The sequence below is a fragment of the Erwinia sp. SLM-02 genome, assembly GCF_037450285.1.
Classification (GTDB): Bacteria; Pseudomonadota; Gammaproteobacteria; order Enterobacterales; family Enterobacteriaceae; genus Erwinia.
Map to the genome: position 1 here is coordinate 24,180 of NZ_JAQISN010000006.1, position 18,842 is coordinate 43,021.

Below are 18,842 nucleotides of genomic sequence, written 5' to 3' on the forward strand. Positions count from 1 at the left end.
AAATATTTCATCCCTCAATATAGCAACATTAATGGCAGGCTTGTTTGTGAGCATGGGGCCGGCTCATGCCGGTATTTCTCTGGATCGTACCAGGATGATCCTCACAGGGAAAAGTATTTCTACCAGTGCGAACCTGACAAATACCAGCCCTGACGTTCCCTTTCTGGCACAATCATGGATTGAAGATGACAAGGGAAATAAAATTACCTCACCGCTTTTGGTATTGCCTGCCCTGCAGCGCATTGATGGTGGGCAGAAAGGTGTGGTCAGAGTGACTAAAACCAATGGCATTGATGCGCTTCCTCAGGATCGCGAATCTATTTTTTATCTCAACGTCAGGGAAATACCACCAAAGCCTAAAAAAGCCAACGTGCTACAGTTATCGATGCAGTCGAGGATAAAGTTGTTTTATCGACCGACGGCAATCATCCCGGATAAGAAAAGCGAAGTTTGGCAAAGTAAATTAGCCTTTAAGAAAGAAGGGAATAAGTTTGTTGCGGATAATCCCACGCCGTATTTTATTACCGTAATTGGACTGGCCAGAGGAGCCTTTACCAAAGGAGGTGAGCGTATTACAACATTTCCTGGCATCATGGTGCCGCCTAAGTCGACATTAGATATTCCTGTCACAAATGTTAATGTGAATGAGTTTTCTATGATGTATGTAAATGACTATGGGGGACATCCTGAAATACGATACCGCTGTGAGGGGACCATTTGCCATTCGCTGCCTGATGACCAGGTAAAAAAATAGCCTGGATCGCTGTTTTTCCGCGTACAAAGAGGGATGTTTTAATGATTACCCGAGCGCTAATATTTTCAGCAATCATGTTCAGCAGCGGCGTCTACGCCACCTACTCCCCCGTGCATCGGGATTTACATGACGTTGAGGGTGAAAATGGTGTGGTTCATTTTCATGGATCCGTTTTGACTTCTGCCTGCATCCTGGCCAGCGACTCTCAGGAACAGGATATCGATATGGGAGAGGTCAGTGCCCGGTTATTTCACCAGGCCGGGGATCGTTCTCAGCGGGTGATTTTTGCGATCAGAATGAAGGATTGTCTGGCTGGTGCACACGGATTCGTTGACGATGTTCCCGGCCAGATGACCGGAACAAATGTCCGAACCTATATCTCCGATGAACGGGTTATTTCGCTCACTTTTGCTGGCGAACCTGACGTGGCTAACCCCGATTTGCTGATGGTCAGAGGAGGGGTACGCGGTCTTGGGCTTCGCCTTATGGACAGCAAAGGCAATGTCCTTCCTCTGAATCAGACCCAGCGGCCTTACCTGTTGACACCGGGAGACAATACGCTGTCATTTATGGCATCTCTGGAGTCAACGCAGAGATATGTCGGTGCAGGAAGTTACTATGGAATGGTTCGTCTGATGATGGAGTATTTATGATGAACAGGCCTGCCAGACATAAAATATTCCGACGCGCAGTGCGGTATGGATTATTATCGACTTTGTTAATGTCTTTCTCCGCATTGGCTTATGATGAGGGCGAGATTACACCAGAAATACCCGGTGGGTTTAAATATAATGTTGCTATTTCAGAAATGGATTTGAGTTCGAGCGAAGTCGGTACGGAAGTCAGGAGAAACTGGGATATGGGCGGCAGGTATACCGTTGATATACACTGTAGCCAACCCATGAATGATCTTCCACGCTATTATACGGCCACGACGACGATGATGCCTTCATTAACGTCTGGGTACCTTTCCCTGAACGAATACATCGATGTCAAGGTCGAAGTATTCATGATAAGCGGTAACAATTCACAGGGTGATTTTGTAACGGTTCCTTTTACAGGAAGGCCTAATAATGTATCTGAATCCTGCGTCCCGCCCTCTTCTCATGTTATCAGGGATACCAAGTCTGGCTCAGAAGGTAGACTCAGTTTTGTAATTAAAAAGCAGTTAATAAACGGCTTGAATCTGGAAGGAACTGAGTTAGTCAGGCTTTATGGCCGCCTGGGTTATGCGCCCGTGACTCTTTTCCCTTTGGCGACAATTACGATTACCTCCGGCATTATTACCGTCCCGGATAAATGCATCGTCAATCAGGGTGAGCCTATTGTTATTCCCTTTGATGATATTCCAGGGTCCGGGGTAGATGCGAATAACACCAAATATCGCAAAGATGTTCCTATTCGCGTTAAGTGCGAAGGTGGGAGTTTTTCTACCGGAAATCTTAATATTAAAATGGGTATTCAACCGGCCGGTTCAGGATTAGCCAGCTTTAACCCTGATTATCTGGGTACCACGGGGGCAGGTCTCGATCGCAGTAACCTGGGAGTGGCGTTATGGGATAAGTCAGGAACCCCTGTTTTACCAAACCATTTTTACAACATTGACCAGTTCGACAACAATCAGGGTAAATGGAACCTCACCGCGTCACCCGTTATAAAAAAGGGCGCTGAAGTCCCTGAAGGCGATTATGAATCTAATGCCAGCGTTGTTGCAGAATTTCAGTAGGGAAGCATGAAATGATGAGGCTATGCCGTTGGTTAATCCTGTTACTACCCGCTGTCGCAATCGGGCAGGCTATCGCTGCCACGACAACCTACGGTGGCTTAATCGGAGGGGCGCTTAAATTTACGGGAACAGTGGTGGCTCTACCCTGTGCCATCGCGCCGGGAGATGAGCAGTTGGCGGTTGATTTTAAACAAATCGCGTTAAAGGATCTGATTAATGATAGAAAAACAAAGCCGATCCCTTTCGCCCTTCATCTGATTAACTGCAACTCGATTGTGTATAAATCGGTGACCATTACCTTTTCGGGTACTGAAAGTGTCCAGTTACCGAATCATTTAGTCATTACCCCTGATGAGGCCGGGGATATGTCTGCCGTTGCGGTAGGCCTCCAGATGAAGAACGGCAGCCCAATAACGCTGAACAAGAGTACGCCGGCAATTGAGCTCTCTCAGAGCAGTATGACCCTCGATTTTTCTGCTTTTGTGGAAGGCGATACTGAGCAGTTGAAATCAGGGAAGGTCGCATTCGGGCCGTTTACCTCCGTAGCGCAATACATTTTAAATTATCAGTAAGTAGAAAAGGCTTCGTTGTATGTTAAATCCCCTCTCTTTACCCGGGCGTAAGGGGTTATGGCCGGGAAGATATTGCGCGTTACGAAACACTCTGTACTTCCTGGTTTTCCTTTTTTTTGGGGCTGCACTGCACTGGTACCAGCCGAACATGGGGGGGAGCGGCCTGGCAATACCCGTTAATATGATGGCGTGGATGACGGTTTGCGTCTTTATGGTCTTGCTTTCAGTATGGCCGCTAGCCCCCTATTCTTTGCGTTTCAGCACGGCATCCCTCTGGTTTGGCTGTGGGTTAGCGATCCTGGTGCTGCTCTCCTTGTGTACAAAACCGATCTGGCGAGAAAACGCCGCGCTGACAACCATGGCCATGGTCGGCAGCATATTCTTTTATCTGGCGCTGCTTCAGCTCAGGATCCGGCGCGTTGACACCTGTTGGCTGGTAACGGCAATCGTTCTGGGGACTTTTTTGGAATGTTTACTGTGCCTTGTACAGTACTTCCATTTGCCTGCCGCGCAGTGGTGGGAATTTTCAACGCTTCGATCGGCCAGACCTTACGGTATTTTTCAGCAGATCAACGTACTGGCAAGTTTCGTGGCGACAGGCGTATCGGCCTTATTGTTTCTGGCATTCTCTTCTCCCTACCGAACCTTACTTTCACAGGGTCGGTTTGCCTTTTGGCATCGTGCAGGTTGTTTCTTCCTGTTTGCACTATTTGGTCTGGTTCTTCAGCTCTGTCAGTCTCAGATCGGCTACCTCGCTACCGCAATCGTCATCATCTGCTTTTGCTGCTGGTTTCACCAACAGACACCCAGGCTGCTATGGATTATCGCTGCCATCCTCTCGGGAATAGTGCTTGGTAAGCTCATGCAGCTCCAGATGATGACCCCGGATATCAATCATCTACAAAGTACGCATATTCGCTGGGTGTATATTATCGACAGCCTGCGCATGTTTATTGAAAAACCGCTGCTGGGCTGGGGGGTAGGAGGATTCGAATACAGTTTCCTGCATCGTTTTGGCGGGGCCGAGACCTTTGTGTCACAGGGCGCGGCCGTTCATCCTCATAATGAAATTCTGCTGTGGCTGGTTGAAGGCGGGAGCCTGGCTCTGCTGGCTATGGCCGCAATTATTTATGGTGGCGCCGTTATTGTTCGGGGAGCCTACCGACGTAAAAGGCTGCCTCTGCTGGCGATAGCCTTTCCGGTCCTGTTACATATGATGACCGAATACCCCATTTACCAGTCTGCTTCCCACTGGTTAATGCTCTTAATCCTGCTGCGCTGTGTCGATAATCCCCGCCGTTATGTCAGGGTGTCGCCCGGCATCATATCCGGTGGGCGTATACTGGTCGGGGCAATCTCGGTGATATGCCTGATCCTGCTGGCGGGATCCTGGCAGCTTGAGGTCAGACTGACCCGGATTGAGCGTGAAGGGAGGCAGGCAGAGCTTTCAGCTCAGGCTCGTCCCTTAGGGGAACTATTGCTGAGCGATCGCTATCACTTTGACCAGCATATTGGCGATCTGCTGCATTTTAATCAGTCGGGTGATAACGCCTGGCTAATACACTTCGAACACTGGGCGAGCCGTTATTCCAATGTTCACCCTGATGCAAATATCTATGATTCAAGAATAAATATCGCCCGGCAGCTTAATGACACCGGGCAGCAGATTAAGCTACGGGATCAGGCACGCTGGCTGTTCCCTCACGATCCGCGTTTTACCAGCCAGTAGTCGCTATCAGTTAGCACTGCGGATTTCACCGTTAGTCATCCGCTGATTAACGGAGGCGTCAGCCGAGGTGGCGGAGAGCGTAGCATTAACCGTGGGCTTTAACGGTATATTCTGCTGCAGCAAAGCCTGACCGCTGAGACGCAGGCTGCCTTTTCCCTGTGCCAGCGCTGGCCATCCCCAGTTCTGCAACAGACTGAACGCCACCTGACGCCCATTCAGGCTAAAGGATGTGGCTCTGTCTGGCTGCTGGCTGATGCTGGCCTTGCCTTCCAGCATGCCATCACCGCTGAATGCGCTCATTTCCGTGATATTAATATTGCCGTCGTCTGCGGCAAGGGTGAGCGACGGATGACGCAAATCAACGCGATTGAAGGTGGCTTCAGCCGCGTTCAGGCTGATATTACCCGCCCAGATACCCCACTGATGGCTGCGGGCCAGCAGCAGATTGCTGCCGGTTCCTTCCAGCGACGTCATCTGGAAAGGGAATGCCGGATCGATATCGATAATCAGATTGCGATTGGCGCTGAATTTCTTTATTTCAACGCTATCCAGCCAGCCCGGCAGCATTTGCATCCAGCGATCGCGCCAGGTTGAGGGGAGGGTGTATTCCAGACCGGCAATAACCACTTCATCCAGACTCAGCTTTTTATCGCTGCGGTTCCAGTTACCCTGTGCACGGATCAGGCCGTTAACCCAGCGTGAGCTGAACTGCGAAAGCTCAACGCCCTGCGGAGAAAAGTCCAGGTTGGCTATCGGGTCATCCAGCTGCAGGCTGCCGTTAACAAAACTGCTGGCGTTCATCGCCAGCGATCCGCCATCGCTCTGCCAGTCACCGTGGATCAACGTCATATTTTTAAGGACTAAATCCAGATCGGTTACCGCCCAGTCGCGCCCTTCCAGCCGGGCATCGGTGACATCAACTCTGCCCAGTCGCACCTTAGGAAGGGACAGCAACGGCTGTAAAAAATCACTCAGCGTTTTATCACTTTGCAGACGAATGCTGTTCAGGCGCAGACTGGAAATCTGCCAGTTACCGGCCGCATCCCGGCGGGCATTCGCCGTTGCTGAACCGCGCGCGACATCCGCGCCCAGATTGCTAATCGTCCATTCCCGGCCCTTCACATTGCCTTCAATAAGCGCATTAGCCGCCGGTATGCCATTCAGCACCAGCGATCCGGCACTGATCTGAAAGCTTGTCTGATAATCCGGGCGTTCAGCCGCCTGGGGCTGCCAGGGAATAATGCCGCCATCCACCCGCTGGGCCTGTAATGACCAGCTATCCTGAGAGCGATTAAGCGCCATCTGACTCAGCTGGAGCCTGTCGGCCTGCAAAGAAACCGGTGGGCTGCCGTTATTCAGATTTAACGTTCCCTGGTTCAGCCGGATGCTGGAGAAATGAAGTGGGTTGCTGAATTGTTTGAGGCTCAGACCGAGGTCGACGCGTTTGGCGACCAGCGTTGCGGGCTGACCATCGCGGCCAAAGGCAACGTTATCCAGCAGGAGGTGGCTGGGATTTGAAAAGTCGTGCTCAATTTTAGTCATGGATAGCTGATAGGCGGTGTCATCGCTGATCTGGCGGCTAATCCATCCTGCACCCCACTGGGTTTGCAGCAGCACATAAAGGGCGACGATGGCCAGCAGCAGCACCAGCAGCAGCGTGAGCAGAACTTTTCCGAAAAACTTCATGGCAACCATCCCGTGGAAAATCGGTAATGGCTTGTTATGCCTGATTTATCGCCATTTCTCAACCGGGAAGGCAATGACAGGGCGGAAATTATCCGCCCTGTCGGCGTACGGCTATGACCGCTGCGGAATTATTTTTCCTGCGGGAACACCAGATTCAGAACAATAGCAGTGATCCCGCCCGCCGCGATGCCGGAAGAGAGCAGGGTTTTCAGCCAGTCAGGGGCGAACTGCAGGATCAGTGGCTGCTGGGAGACACCGAGGCCCACCGCCAGCGACAGGGCAATAATCATAATTGCGCGGCGGTTTAGCGGCTCGCGTGACACGATGCGCACGCCGGAAGCGGCGATCGTACCGAACATAACAATCGTTGCGCCACCGAGTACCGGTTCAGGGATATGCTGCACGAAACCACTCACGGCGGGGAACAGGCCCAGCACAATCAGCATCAGCGCCACAACAAAACCCACGTAGCGGCTGGCAACGCCGGTCAGCTGGATCACGCCGTTATTCTGCCCAAAGCAGGAGTTTGGAAAAGTATTAAACAGTGCGGATACGCAGGAGTTAAGGCCGTTGGCCAGTACGCCGCCCTTCAGCCGCTTCATATACAGCGGGCCACTGACGGGCTGCTCCGAAACGTCTGAGGTGGCGGTAATGTCGCCAATGGTTTCCAGAGAGGTCACCATAAATACCAGCATCAGCGGAATCAGCAGATTCCAGTCGATACCCAGTCCGTAATAGAACGGCATCGGGATCGCCACCAGTGAGGTATTCGTTGGCGTTGTATCGGCCGGCAGCATGCCCAGCGCCCACGCCAGCAGATAGCCAACGGCCATGGCGATGACCAGCGAGGCAACGCGCAGATAAGGATTACGCTGGCGATTCAGCAGAATAATGACCGCCAGAACGGCGCCGGCCAGCAGCAGATTTTTGGGTGCGCCGAAGGTATGGTCGTTCATTGCTGCATAACCGCCGCCGATGGAGGTCAGACCGACCTGAATCAGCGACAGGCCAATAATCATCACCACAATACCGGAAACCAGCGGAGTAATAACCCGACGAGCCAGATGCAGAACGCGGGACAGGGCCATTTCCGTGCAGGAGGCGAGCATCAGCGTACCGAACAGGGCGGCCATCATGGTCGGGACATCAGCCCCGCCGTTTTTCAGCGCCAGCCCGCCCATAATCAGCGGCGAGACAAAGTTAAAGCTGGTCCCCTGAATAGACAGCAGTCCGGACCCTACCGGTCCCCAGGTTTTGATCTGCAGAATGGATGCCACGCCTGACGCAAACAGGGACATGCTGATGATGTGCTGCGTATCCTGTGCGGGTAAGCCGAGCGCCTGACAAATCAGCATGGCTGGCGTGATAACCGCAACGAACATAGCCAGCAGGTGCTGACATGCGGCAAACAGCGTCTGAGGGAGCGGTGGGCGGTCTTCAAGACGGTAAATTAACTCACTTTTGCTCACCGAAGCAGGTTGGCGAGCAGCGGCATCATGGGCATCAACGGACATGTTCAGGGTTCCAGGGGTAATAAAGTGGCGATTTTAATCTTCTGTCGTTGAAAAGCAAACGTTTGCTGATGACAGAATTCGATGAGGGTGCCGGTGGGTCAAAGCCGGTATTTCACGCGTTGGTATAGCGTTCGGTTTCAGGAAGCCAGCGTTCAATCAAGGCCTGCGCCTGCTGGGGATAGTGCTGGTGAATATGGCGAGCGACACGCTGAACTTCCGGGATCATCGCGCCATCGCGCAGCAGGTCGGCGACCTTGAATTCGGCACTGCCAGTCTGACGTGTGCCCAGCAGTTCACCCGGGCCGCGGATTTCGAGATCGCACTGGGCAATAACAAAGCCGTCATTGCTGTCGCGCAGAACCTGCAGGCGTTTTTGTGCCGTTTTGCTGAGCGGGGCTTTATACAGCAAGACGCAGTGAGAGGCGACCGCGCCGCGCCCGACGCGCCCGCGCAGCTGGTGCAGCTGAGCCAGACCCAGACGTTCCGGGTTTTCAACAATCATCAGGCTGGCGTTGGGGACATCAACGCCAACCTCAATCACAGTCGTGGCGATCAGCAACTGAATTTCACCGGCCTTAAATGCCTGCATCACGGCCTGTTTCTCTGCCGGTTTCATCCGTCCATGCACCAGGCCAACCTGCAATTCCGGCAGCGCCAGCTTCAGCTCTTCCCAGGTCGCTTCCGCCGCCTGCGCTTCCAGCAGCTCAGACTCCTCAATCAGGGTACATACCCAGTACGCCTGCCGGCCTTCGGTACTGCAGGCGCTTTTAACACGAGCGATAATATCTGCCCGGCGCGTATCCGGGATGGCTACGGTGGTCACGGGGGTTCTGCCCGGCGGCAGTTCATCAATGGTTGAGGTGTCGAGATCGGCATAAGCGGTCATCGCCAGGGTGCGAGGAATGGGCGTGGCGGTCATAATCAGCTGATGCGGATGGAATCCCTGCTCTTCGCCTTTTTCCCACAGCGCCAGGCGCTGGTGGACGCCAAAGCGATGCTGTTCATCAATGATGACCAGCGCCAGGCCGTTAAACTGTACCTGCTCCTGAAATATCGCGTGCGTCCCGACAATCATCGACACCTGCCCGCTGGCAATCGCTTCCTGCTGGGCAAGACGAGCCTTACCTTTCTGTTTGCCAGCCAGCCAGCCAACCTCAATGCCCAGCGGAGCAAACCACTGGCGGAAGTTATTTGCATGCTGTTCAGCCAGCAGTTCAGTTGGCGCCATCAGCGCAACCTGTTTACCCCAGGCAATCACATTCAGTGCCGCCAGGGCCGCCACCAGCGTTTTACCGGAGCCAACATCACCCTGTACCAGGCGCATCATCGGATAATCTTTTGCGAGGTCCGCCTCTATCTCACGGCCAACGCGCTGTTGAGCGCCCGTAGGGCGAAACGGAAGCGCAGCCAGTAATTTATCGCTCAGCGCGTGGCGAGGCGCCATGGCAAGCGCGTGATAGCGCTGGGCTCCGGCGCGAACCGCCAGCATGCTGAGGTTGTGGGCCAGCAGCTCTTCCATTATCAACCGGCGCTGGGCAGGGTGCGTGCCGCTGTCGAGATCGGTCAGGGCGATGTCCGGCGGTGGACGGTGCAGCGTGCGTAGCGCTTCCGGTAGCCCAATCAGCCCCTGGCTCAGTTCCGGCGGCAGCAGTTCAGCGATGGCGCAGGTATCCAGCAGAGCCAGCGCCTGGTCGGTCAGGTTGCGCAGCGTAGCCTGACGAATACCCTCGGTGGTGGAGTAAACCGGCGTCAGCGTTTCCTGCAGCCCGGTGACACCCTGTTCTCCCTGAATCTTATATTCAGGATGAATGATTTCTGCCCCGCGCTGACCACGTTTGATTTCGCCATAGGCCGTCACGCGTCGCCCGACGGCAAGGCTGTTTTTCATCCCGGCATTAAAGTTGAAGAAGCGCAGCGTCAGCACGCCGGTGCCATCGCTAATCTGGCAGGTCAGCATGCGGCGGCGACCAAAGCTGATGTCGCAGTGCAGCACGTCACCTTCAACGGTGGCAAAGATGCCCGGTAGCAGATCGTTAATCGTATAGAGTTGGGTACGGTCTTCATAACGCATCGGGAGATGCAGCAGCAGATCCTGAACGGTAAGCAGGCCGATTTTAGCCAGCTTTGCTGCCTGACTGGCGCCCACGCCGGTGAGCGTGTTCAGCGGAATGGCATCCAGCAGGCGGCCCTGCATTATTTCATCGCCTTTGACTGCATGGTTGCCCACCACTCCGGGTCCGCTTCCACTTCGCCACGGTTGTTGATAATGGGGTAGGGCAAACCTTTCTGCTTCGCGACCCGCGCCAGGACCGGATAGCCGCCTTCAAACAGCAGACGCTGCTGCTCGGCGTAAGGCAGGGTGCTTTCATGGCGCCGGTACATGCCTGCATTCTGGCGCTGACGCTGAGCCTCGTACAGGATCAGTGCCGATGCCACGGAGACGTTCAGCGACTGCACCATACCAATCATTGGAATGATGATATCCTGGTCGGCAAGCTCCAGTGCTTCCTGGGTGATACCGGTTTTTTCCTGACCCATCAAAATACAGGTGGGGCGGGTATAATCGATTTCACGAAAATCGACGGCTTTATCCGACAGGTTGGTGGCCAGAATTTGCATATCCTGGCTTTTGAGATGCTGCACGGCTTCAGAAATGGTTCGGTGAGTTTTTACCTGTACCCAGCTGTTGCTACCGGCAGCAGATGACACCATGGTGCGCATACGGCTCCCGGGCCAGACGGCATGCACTTCATGCACGCCGACGGCATCGGCAGTTCGGATCACCGCAGAAACGTTATGGGGTTTATGAACCTGCTCCATACAGACCGTCAGATCGTGCTGGCGCGCGGCAAGCATCTCACGGATACGGGCATAACGTTGTGCATTCATGCGAAGAATAACTCCCTGAAAATGGTAATTCCGTCGCGGTACGATAAATCGACGATCGGGTGAAAGGCGACTAAAGCGGAGCCGTACTCCGCTTTAGTCCTTAGTTGCGGTTACGATGCACCTTGATGACATCCGGCATTACGCGGATTTTACGCATAATGTTAGCCAGATGAACGCGATCGCGTGCCGTCAGGCGGATAAAGGCGCTGTATACGCGGCCATCTTTCTCTTCGGTATTCAGGCTCTGAATATTAGAACCCGCGGTATTAATTGCCGCAGTCAGATTGGCCAGCGCACCCTGGTGGTTAAACATATCCACTTTGATTTCCGCAACAAACTCCTGCTCGGTGTCCTTGTCCCATTCGACGGCCATAAATTTCTCAGGCTCTTTCTGGTAGCCGCGGATATTGCGGCAGGATTCGTGGTGGACCACCAGACCTTTGCCCGGGCTTACGTGGGCTACAATCGGGTCACCGGGAATCGGACGACAGCATTTAGCGAAGGTAATCAGTACCCCGTCAGCACCTTTGATCGGCAGCTTGCTGCGAGAAGAGGATGACGTTGGCGTTTCAACCGGAGCGGCGTCGCTGTGCTGTAGATTTTTCGCCACGACCACGCTCATTGCGTTACCGAGGCCAATTTCCGCCAGCAGATCGTCAAGCGTCGCAAGCTTCATCCGTTCCAGCTCGTGCTGGACATTGGCTTCCGGTATTTCTGCCAGCTTGCGGCTGCCGCCGAGAGCATGGTTAAGCAGGCGTCGGCCAAGGCTGACGGAATCATCACGCTTCAGGTTTTTCAGCAGCTGGCGAATTTTGGCACGCGCTTTCGAGCTGACGACAAAGTTCAGCCATGCCGCATTCGGACGCGCGCCCGGCGCGGTAATAATTTCGACCGTTTGTCCGCTGGTCAGCGATTGAGACAGTGGGTAAGGCTGGCGATCGACGCGGGCCCCAACGCAGGCATGGCCGATATCCGTGTGCACCGCATAGGCGAAATCGACCGGCGTTGCGCCGGCGGGAAGCTCAACGATGCGGCCTTCCGGGGTGAAGACGTAAATCTCGTCCGGGAACAGGTCGGATTTAACGCTTTCAATAAATTCAAATGAACTACCGGCACTTTGCTGCAGTTCCAGCAGGCTTTGCAGCCAGCGCTGGGCGCGAATTTGTGCGGTGGTGCTGCTTTCGCCCTGTTCTTTATAAGCCCAGTGCGCCGCCACCCCCATTTCTGCCATCTGATCCATATCTTCGGTACGGATCTGCACTTCCACCGGCACGCCGTGCGGGCCGATCATCGAGGTATGCAGCGACTGATAGCCGTTAGCTTTGGGAATAGCGATGTAGTCTTTTACCCGCCCCGGACGTGGCTTATACAGGCTGTGCATCTGGCCCAGAACGCGGTAACAGGTATCCATATCGTGCACAATTACCCGAAAAGCGTAGATATCCATAATGGAATGGAAGCGCTGTTCTTTCAGGTGCATTTTGCAATAGATGGAGTAGAGGTGTTTCTCGCGACCGCTTACACGGCAGGGTATACCGGCCTCCTGCAGGCGACCGTCAATTTCAGAGAGGATCTTCTGAATCATCTCTTTACGGTTGCCGCGCGCGGCCTTCACCACTTCTTTGATCACCCGATAGCGATTAGGATACAGGGCTTCAAAGCCCAGCTCTTCCAGCTCGGTTTTCAAATGATGAATACCCAGACGGTGCGCCAGAGGACTGTAAATTTCCAGCGTTTCCAGCGCAATGCGCCGCCGCTTATCCGGACGTAAAGAACCCAGCGTGCGCATGTTATGCGTACGGTCGGCCAGCTTGATCAGAATGACGCGAATATCCTGTACCATCGCCATGATCATCTTGCGGAAGTTCTCCGCCTGCGCTTCTTTTTTGTCGCGGAATTTCAGCTTATCAAGTTTGGATACGCCTTCGACCAGCTCAGCAACGCTTTTGCCGAACAGCTGTTCCATATCCTGATAGGTAGCGGGGGTGTCTTCGATAACATCGTGAAGCAGCGCGGCCATGAGCGTTTCATGGTCGAGCTTCATCTCTGCCAGGATGCAGGCAACGGCGACAGGGTGAGTAATGTAGGGTTCACCGCTGGAGCGTGTCTGTCCCTCGTGAGCATCACGTGCGACAAGATAAGCTTGCTTGAGGCGCTTTATTTGCTCCTCAGGCAAGTATTTTTCAATCAGTTGATTGAGGCTTTCAAACAGATACAAGGCGAGCCTTCAGATCCGATTAACGACGACCTTCAGCGATAGCAGTAACAGCCTGAATTTCAGCGGCTTCCTGCTCTTGCTGTTCCTGACGATCGCGCACGTCAAGGATCTGATTAGTGATCAGACCCTCTTCGATTTCGCGCAGTGCGATAACGGTAGATTTATCGTTTTCTTCTGGAACCAGTGGATCTTTACCACCAACCTGCATCTGACGTGCGCGACGTGCTGCCACCAGAACCAGGTCAAAACGGTTACCAATTTTTTCTACTGCGTCCTGTACGGTTACGCGTGCCATAAGTGTGATACTCCACGGGTGAAGAAATGACTGGGCATCATACTGAGTTGTCCTCAGTCTGCCAATAGTTTGCTAATTAAAGCATCGTGGCGGGCTTTTTGACGGCCCATGCGCAGACGCTCGGCGCGAATGATGGTCTTCAGATCGGACAGCGCCAGATCGAAATCATCGTTCACGATTAAATAATCGTATTCAGCATAGTGGCTCATTTCTGCCACAGCCTGTTCCATACGCCTGGTTATCACCTCTTCGCTGTCCTGCCCGCGCCCACGAAGGCGACGATCAAGTTCATCTTTCGACGGTGGCAACACGAAAATGCTACGCGAGGCGGGCATTTTCTGGCGAATCTGCTTGGCGCCCTGCCAGTCGATATCAAGAAAAACATCAACGCCGGTAGCCAGAACTTGCTCAATCGCCTTGCGGGAGGTTCCGTAATAATTACCGAACACCTCGGCATGTTCCAGAAAGGCATCTTCGCTAATCATGGAACGAAACTCATCGTGGTTAACGAAGTAGTAATGTTCGCCGTGATTTTCACCCGGCCGCACGCCGCGAGTAGTATGCGAAATAGAGACCTGCGTGTCGTACAGCGGTTGCGTTTTTAACAGTGCCTGAATCAGACTGGATTTACCCGCGCCGCTGGGGGCGGAAACAATATATAGCGTGCCTTGAGCCATGATTATTCTTGATATGCCAATAAAGCGGAGTCTACTTCCTGCACAGTATACACATGTGCAGCCCTTCATGCAGCGTTTCGGCTGAGCAATGCGCCATTTTATCCGAAAACGGACAGCATCACGCAAAATACTGCTTTTAAACGCGCCGTTGCAGCAAAAGTCTCAGAGCCTGTTTCCATAATCCTGATTTGCCTCTCGTCAGTCCCATCCTGCTGCGCTTTACTCCAGTCTGTCAGTGGTTCAATTGGGAGAGGCAGGGATGCGATATCTGTTATTAGCGATCGGGCTATGGGGTGCATTTTCGCACGCGCAATGTCCTGTCTGGACGCCAGCGCGGCAGAGTGTGGAAATGGCTGCGCTGGAAAAACAGCTACGGCAGTGGGATGACGCCTATTATCGTCAGGGAGCGGGGCTGGTGACCGACGAGCGCTACGACGCTTTGCAGTCAAGGCTGCAAAACTGGCAGCGTTGCTTTCACCCTGACAGCGATTTACGCCAGCCTCAGCTATCCACGAACGGAAAAATTCTCCATCCCATCGCCCACGTAGGGGTGAAAAAGCTCAGGGATAAGCAGGACGTCGCTGACTGGATGGAGAACCGGCGTGATTTGTGGGTGCAACCGAAAATAGACGGTGTTGCCGTTACGCTGGTCTATCAGGATGGCCGGTTGCAGCAGGCGATTAGCCGCGGCGATGGCCTGCGTGGCGAAGACTGGACGGAAAAAGCCCGACGGATACCCGCCATACCGCAATCCATTCCATTTCGTGAGGGGCAGGCTGTGTTCCAGGGAGAACTTTACCTGATGATGAACGGTCACCGGCAGGCGCAGCACGGTGGTAAAAATGCCCGTTCAAAGGTTGCTGGAGCGCTGATGGCAAAACAGCATACCGATGTGCTGGGCAATCTTGGGTTATTTATCTGGGCCTGGCCGGATGGTCCGCCAACCCTGGCGCAGCGCCTTACAGGTATACGCGATGCTGGATTTACCGATATTAGTCCCTGGACCCGCCCAGTTCAGGATGCCGGTGCCGTTCAGAAGTGGCGTAAGCGCTGGTACGAAACGCCGTTACCTTTTGTGACCGACGGAGTCGTTGTTCACAGCGCTCCCGGATTGCAAGGGAGACAGTGGATGCCCGATCTCGGCAACTGGGCCGTAGCCTGGAAATATCCACCGCCACAGGTAAGCAGCGAGGTTAGGGAGGTGATATTCACCATCGGGCGCAGTGGGAAAATCAGCGTAGTGCTGGACCTTGAACCCGTGCAGCTGGATGACAAGCGTGTAAGCCGGGTAAGTATCGGTTCGCTGGATCGCTGGCGTGAAAAAGACATTGTCCCCGGCGATCAGGTGAGTATCAGCCTGGCGGGGCAGGGGATCCCGCGGCTGGATGAGGTGAGCTGGCGTGTAGCCGAGCGCCACTATCCGCATCCTCCCGATCGGCGGCAATACACGATGTTGAGCTGTTTCCAACCCGTTGAGGGCTGCAAAGCGCAATTTCTATCCCGCCTGGAGTGGCTTGGTGGCAAACAGGCACTCAACTTCACGGGGATTGGCCGCCGCAGCTGGCAGCGGTTGATACAGGCTGGCAGCCTGGACCATCTTTTCTCGTGGATGGCGCTGTCTGAAGAAAGGCTTCAGGCAGCTATCGGTGTTAACCGACATGTTGCCCATCTTTTCTGGCAGCAGTTTCAGTTGAGCCACCGACAGCCTTTTAAACGCTGGGTCAGGGCGCTCGGCGTTCCCATCCCGGAGTCTGCGTTGGGGACACTGACCGATGATAGCTGGGAACCGCTGCTTACCCGGACAACAGAGCAGTGGCAACAATTACCGGGAGTGGGAAAAAAGCTGGCACGCCAGATTAGTCTTTTCCTTAACCATCCTGATGTGCTGAAGTTAATAGCCGGGCTGAGGGAATCAGTGAACGGATCATCACCCTCAGTACCGGGGGGGATCAGTGGTCACCGTGTGGATAATTGAAAACGGGCAAACCCAGTTTGAAACGCAGCGCCAGTAAACGGGCAAGAAATCCGCAAACTAGCGTAATGATAACCACGGTTTCCATCGCCAGTGCGGTTTTTAACAGCAGGATGTAGACCCAGCCCGATGCAAAGGCGATCCCCGCGTACAGTTCTTTTTGAAAAACTAGCGGTATACGATTGCAAAACATATCGCGCAGAACTCCGCCGAAGACGCCCGTGACGACGGCACTGATGGCGGCAATAATTCCCGCGTGCCCCATATCCAGAGCAACCTGAGCACCCAGTATTGAGAATACCACCAGTCCTAATGCATCCAGCACCAGGAATACCTTACGTAAATGGGGCATCAGAGGCGCTGCCAGTGTCGTAATGACCGCAGCGGCAGCAACAATCATAATGTATTCAGGGTGTTTCACCCATCCCAGAGGGTAGTGGCCCAGCAGCATATCGCGCACCGATCCACCACCGATTGCCGTGACCGATGCAATGATGATAACGCCGAACATGTCCATCTTGCGGCGACCTGCTGCAAGTGCGCCGGTCATCGCTTCTGCAGTAATACCTATAATGTAAAGCACGGTGAGTAACATGGTCTGCTCCTGGATAGAGGCCGCAAGCCTAAGGTGTTATCCGCCTTGCGGCGACTGAAATTTTCTCAGGGAGAGACGAGCGTATTAGTTTTAATAATTTACCTGAGTTTTTATAATGATGTGACTTTTATTATCTCAATGAATTTACTGATTATTTTTGGTGGCTTCTTTTCTTTTGTTCGCTTTTTCGCATGAGTAAAATCTATTGATTGCATACCTCCTGATGTCGTTGGGCAATCACGCACTGTGAGACAGAACACCCCCACGTTGGGGCCAGTGAAGAAGCCCTGAGGAATAAATACATAATGGCGTTATTAGAATTGGTAAATAGTTGCGGCAAATATTGATTGAGGCGTGATAATGCGCCGTTTTATTATTAATCAGGTGCCCGACGTTGGTTATTTTTTTGACCTTTCTGGCTGTTCCAGGTAGAAAAATGTATACTCCTCAATTAATCTCATTAGGATAGACATTCTATGAGGTGTTAATTACAGGAGGTGTTTTTTTATTGGTGTAATTAGTTGAAAACGTAATTCAATAGGGGGGTTACTGAAACATTGCCCACCATCGGAGAGATATATTTTTCGGATTCTGATCTAAAACCATCTTGTTATGATTCAGTAAATACTTGGTTATGGCGGTTTCCTTAACACTGGACAGTGTTAATGTGTCATTTTACTAAGCGTGGTAGGTTGAAAGACGATAAAACGTTAACGTGTTATCGAATCACAGGAAGGATTTTGATGATATTTTATCGGGAGGGAGTATGCACAACAGACACACAGTGACCATATCTGATGACCATCCACATATTTTGTATTCGCTTAAAATGCTTTTTTCTGGCAATGACCGGTTTCTAATAACGAATGAAACAACGTGTGGTAAAGATTTGCTGGCGGCGTTGTCTGCCAGGCCGACAGATATTGTAATCACCGATTTTTCTTTAGGTTCTGACCGATCGACAATCGATGGCTTCACCAAGCTACGCGCTTTACATGGCCGTTTTCCTGATGTAAAAATCGTCTTACTGACCTCACAAAAAAACACGGCAATACTGAGAAAGGCCAGTGATTATGGTGTCAGAGCGGTCATAAGCAAGAGTGACAACGTGGAAGAAACCGTGTCAGCATGCCATCACATCATCAGCCAGCCGGACTGCTATTATTCATCCTCATTTAGCTATCTCAAAGCCCCTGCCAGTAAAGGCAGTGAGCGAGGCAGTACCTTGACGCCTAAAGAGCTGGAAGTCGTCAGATTGTTTTCATCAGGTTACTCGCTTGCAGAGATTGCGCAGAGGCAGAACCGGACCATCAGCACTATTTCCACGCAAAAGTACAATGCCATGCGGCGTCTGGGTGTATCATCAAATATTGAGCTGATTCGATATGCCTATGCTCAGGGGTTGATTTAACGTTTAATTCTTTGAGAAAATATAATAATTTTTTGGATTAAAGTTTCCACAAATTTTTTATTTATTGGTTTTTTTATTTCAATGAATGTCGGCTGCAGTGTGTTTTTTGTCTCGTGATAATTAAATGCGCAAAGTTGAATTCTATCAGGGAATTATTACCGTTATTGTGTAGTCGCAGGGGTGAAGTCGTCCTAATGACTTTCATGATACAGATGTTGTTGATAAGGTAGAGGAATTCTTTCGTTGTAACAACAGAGTTGAAAAATTAAAAAATGCTTAAAAGCGTTTCAATAAAGAACAGGGTTATTATAAAAATGAAATGGAATTATCCTATGAGTCATCTTAATCGCCACATAGTCACTGATTTTTAAAATCATATCGGAAACGCATTGATCCTAATATTGACAGGCCAGTAGCCTGCACGGCTACTGGCAGCGATCAGTTCTTTTTAACAAATTCTGATTTCAATTTCATCGGTCCGAATCCGTCAATTTTACAATCAATATTATGATCGCCCTCTACCAGTCGGATGCTTTTTACTTTAGTACCAATTTTTAGCGGCGTTGAACTTCCTTTAACTTTCAGATCCTTAATCACAGTGACGCTATCGCCATCCGCCAGCAAATTGCCGTTGGCATCTTTCACGACCAGGCCTTCTTCGGCACTTCCTTCGGCACCCTCAGCCCATACATGACCGCATTCCGGGCAGTTAAGCATATCTCCATCCTGCCAGCTGTACTCAGAGTGACACTTAGGGCAGGGAGGTAAAGTTTGCATGATTGAGCCTCAAATAAATCCATAATA

At 52.3% G+C, this 18,842-nt stretch carries 16 protein-coding genes; 7 read left to right on the forward strand and 9 right to left on the reverse strand.

Going from position 1 to position 18,842, the window contains the following annotated elements; genetic code table 11:
- Nucleotides 1-31: 31 nt before the first annotated feature.
- From PGH32_RS23155 to PGH32_RS23175, 5 genes are read left to right on the forward strand one after another with little or no spacing between them, the layout of a single operon-like run.
- A complete protein-coding gene (locus tag PGH32_RS23155; protein ID WP_314425911.1) occupies nucleotides 32-754 on the forward strand; it encodes a fimbrial biogenesis chaperone in 723 nt (240 codons plus the stop codon).
- Nucleotides 755-795: 41 nt separating this feature from the next.
- Nucleotides 796-1,407, forward strand: a complete 612-nt coding sequence (locus PGH32_RS23160; RefSeq protein WP_337895318.1) for a fimbrial protein — start codon at nucleotides 796-798, stop codon at nucleotides 1,405-1,407.
- The gene (locus tag PGH32_RS23165) at nucleotides 1,404-2,480 is read left to right on the forward strand and encodes a fimbrial protein (RefSeq protein WP_337895319.1); all 1,077 of its coding nucleotides are present in this window, start codon (nucleotides 1,404-1,406) and stop codon (nucleotides 2,478-2,480) included. The genes PGH32_RS23160 and PGH32_RS23165 overlap by 4 nt, the downstream gene beginning before the upstream one ends.
- A gap of 11 nt (nucleotides 2,481-2,491) precedes the next feature.
- Nucleotides 2,492-3,052 carry a fimbrial protein gene (locus tag PGH32_RS23170; protein WP_337895320.1) on the forward strand — a complete coding sequence of 187 codons (561 nt, stop codon included), beginning with the start codon at nucleotides 2,492-2,494 and terminating at the stop codon, nucleotides 3,050-3,052.
- 19 nt (nucleotides 3,053-3,071) lie between these two features.
- The gene (locus PGH32_RS23175) at nucleotides 3,072-4,781 is read left to right on the forward strand and encodes a PglL family O-oligosaccharyltransferase (RefSeq protein ID WP_337895321.1); all 1,710 of its coding nucleotides are present in this window, start codon (nucleotides 3,072-3,074) and stop codon (nucleotides 4,779-4,781) included.
- A 6-nt stretch (nucleotides 4,782-4,787) separates the two neighbouring features.
- On the opposite strand, the gene PGH32_RS23180 is transcribed toward PGH32_RS23175, so the two are convergent.
- From PGH32_RS23180 to gmk, 7 genes are all read right to left on the reverse strand, one after another.
- Nucleotides 4,788-6,467 (reverse strand): AsmA family protein, encoded by a 1,680-nt coding sequence (locus tag PGH32_RS23180; RefSeq protein WP_337895322.1) that lies wholly within the window; start codon nucleotides 6,465-6,467, stop codon nucleotides 4,788-4,790.
- Between the two features lie 128 nt (nucleotides 6,468-6,595).
- Nucleotides 6,596-7,981, reverse strand: a complete 1,386-nt coding sequence (locus PGH32_RS23185) for a nucleobase:cation symporter-2 family protein (protein WP_314425832.1) — start codon at nucleotides 7,979-7,981, stop codon at nucleotides 6,596-6,598.
- Nucleotides 7,982-8,093: 112 nt separating this feature from the next.
- Nucleotides 8,094-10,175 carry an ATP-dependent DNA helicase RecG gene (recG, locus tag PGH32_RS23190; protein WP_314425908.1) on the reverse strand — a complete coding sequence of 694 codons (2,082 nt, stop codon included), beginning with the start codon at nucleotides 10,173-10,175 and terminating at the stop codon, nucleotides 8,094-8,096.
- On the reverse strand, nucleotides 10,175-10,870 hold the full coding sequence (gene trmH, locus PGH32_RS23195; protein WP_314425829.1) for a tRNA (guanosine(18)-2'-O)-methyltransferase TrmH: 696 nt from the start codon (nucleotides 10,868-10,870) through the stop codon (nucleotides 10,175-10,177). Before trmH ends, recG begins: the two co-directional genes overlap by 1 nt.
- A 100-nt stretch (nucleotides 10,871-10,970) precedes the next feature.
- Entirely contained in the window at nucleotides 10,971-13,088 is a 2,118-nt protein-coding gene (gene spoT, locus PGH32_RS23200; protein WP_314425827.1) for a bifunctional GTP diphosphokinase/guanosine-3',5'-bis pyrophosphate 3'-pyrophosphohydrolase, read from the reverse strand.
- 19 nt (nucleotides 13,089-13,107) lie between these two features.
- Nucleotides 13,108-13,383 (reverse strand): DNA-directed RNA polymerase subunit omega, encoded by a 276-nt coding sequence (rpoZ, locus tag PGH32_RS23205; protein WP_105594422.1) that lies wholly within the window; start codon nucleotides 13,381-13,383, stop codon nucleotides 13,108-13,110.
- Nucleotides 13,384-13,436: 53 nt separating this feature from the next.
- Entirely contained in the window at nucleotides 13,437-14,060 is a 624-nt protein-coding gene (gene gmk, locus PGH32_RS23210) for a guanylate kinase (protein WP_314425823.1), read from the reverse strand.
- A 259-nt stretch (nucleotides 14,061-14,319) separates the two neighbouring features.
- On the opposite strand from gmk, the gene ligB reads away from it, so the two are divergent.
- Complete coding sequence (gene ligB, locus PGH32_RS23215) at nucleotides 14,320-16,035, forward strand: NAD-dependent DNA ligase LigB (protein ID WP_337895323.1); 1,716 nt, start codon at nucleotides 14,320-14,322, stop codon at nucleotides 16,033-16,035.
- Here the strand turns inward: ligB and PGH32_RS23220 are convergent.
- On the reverse strand, nucleotides 16,010-16,627 hold the full coding sequence (locus tag PGH32_RS23220) for a trimeric intracellular cation channel family protein (RefSeq protein WP_314425818.1): 618 nt from the start codon (nucleotides 16,625-16,627) through the stop codon (nucleotides 16,010-16,012). The genes ligB and PGH32_RS23220 overlap by 26 nt on opposite strands.
- Nucleotides 16,628-17,393: 766 nt before the next feature.
- Between PGH32_RS23220 and PGH32_RS23225 the strand changes: the two genes are divergently transcribed.
- On the forward strand, nucleotides 17,394-18,038 hold the full coding sequence (locus PGH32_RS23225; RefSeq protein ID WP_337895324.1) for a response regulator transcription factor: 645 nt from the start codon (nucleotides 17,394-17,396) through the stop codon (nucleotides 18,036-18,038).
- Nucleotides 18,039-18,476: 438 nt separating this feature from the next.
- Here PGH32_RS23225 and PGH32_RS23230 read toward each other — a convergent pair whose 3' ends face one another.
- On the reverse strand, nucleotides 18,477-18,815 hold the full coding sequence (locus PGH32_RS23230; protein ID WP_314425814.1) for a zinc ribbon domain-containing protein YjdM: 339 nt from the start codon (nucleotides 18,813-18,815) through the stop codon (nucleotides 18,477-18,479).
- Nucleotides 18,816-18,842: the final 27 nt, after the last annotated feature.

What these genes read in the sequence shown, in the direction of transcription:
- gmk (WP_314425823.1), bottom strand. Translation starts at nt 14,060, where the DNA reads ATGGCTCAAGGCACGCTATATATTGTTTCCGCCCCCAGCGGCGCGGGT.
- PGH32_RS23180 (WP_337895322.1), bottom strand. Translation starts at nt 6,467, where the DNA reads ATGAAGTTTTTCGGAAAAGTTCTGCTCACGCTGCTGCTGGTGCTGCTG.
- trmH (WP_314425829.1), bottom strand. Translation starts at nt 10,870, where the DNA reads ATGAATGCACAACGTTATGCCCGTATCCGTGAGATGCTTGCCGCGCGC.
- PGH32_RS23230 (WP_314425814.1), bottom strand. Translation starts at nt 18,815, where the DNA reads ATGCAAACTTTACCTCCCTGCCCTAAGTGTCACTCTGAGTACAGCTGG.
- rpoZ (WP_105594422.1), bottom strand. Translation starts at nt 13,383, where the DNA reads ATGGCACGCGTAACCGTACAGGACGCAGTAGAAAAAATTGGTAACCGT.
- PGH32_RS23225 (WP_337895324.1), top strand. Translation starts at nt 17,394, where the DNA reads ATGCACAACAGACACACAGTGACCATATCTGATGACCATCCACATATT.
- ligB (WP_337895323.1), top strand. Translation starts at nt 14,320, where the DNA reads ATGCGATATCTGTTATTAGCGATCGGGCTATGGGGTGCATTTTCGCAC.
- PGH32_RS23175 (WP_337895321.1), top strand. Translation starts at nt 3,072, where the DNA reads ATGTTAAATCCCCTCTCTTTACCCGGGCGTAAGGGGTTATGGCCGGGA.
- recG (WP_314425908.1), bottom strand. Translation starts at nt 10,175, where the DNA reads ATGCAGGGCCGCCTGCTGGATGCCATTCCGCTGAACACGCTCACCGGC.
- PGH32_RS23220 (WP_314425818.1), bottom strand. Translation starts at nt 16,627, where the DNA reads ATGTTACTCACCGTGCTTTACATTATAGGTATTACTGCAGAAGCGATG.
- PGH32_RS23155 (WP_314425911.1), top strand. Translation starts at nt 32, where the DNA reads ATGGCAGGCTTGTTTGTGAGCATGGGGCCGGCTCATGCCGGTATTTCT.
- PGH32_RS23170 (WP_337895320.1), top strand. Translation starts at nt 2,492, where the DNA reads ATGATGAGGCTATGCCGTTGGTTAATCCTGTTACTACCCGCTGTCGCA.
- PGH32_RS23160 (WP_337895318.1), top strand. Translation starts at nt 796, where the DNA reads ATGATTACCCGAGCGCTAATATTTTCAGCAATCATGTTCAGCAGCGGC.
- PGH32_RS23165 (WP_337895319.1), top strand. Translation starts at nt 1,404, where the DNA reads ATGATGAACAGGCCTGCCAGACATAAAATATTCCGACGCGCAGTGCGG.
- PGH32_RS23185 (WP_314425832.1), bottom strand. Translation starts at nt 7,981, where the DNA reads ATGTCCGTTGATGCCCATGATGCCGCTGCTCGCCAACCTGCTTCGGTG.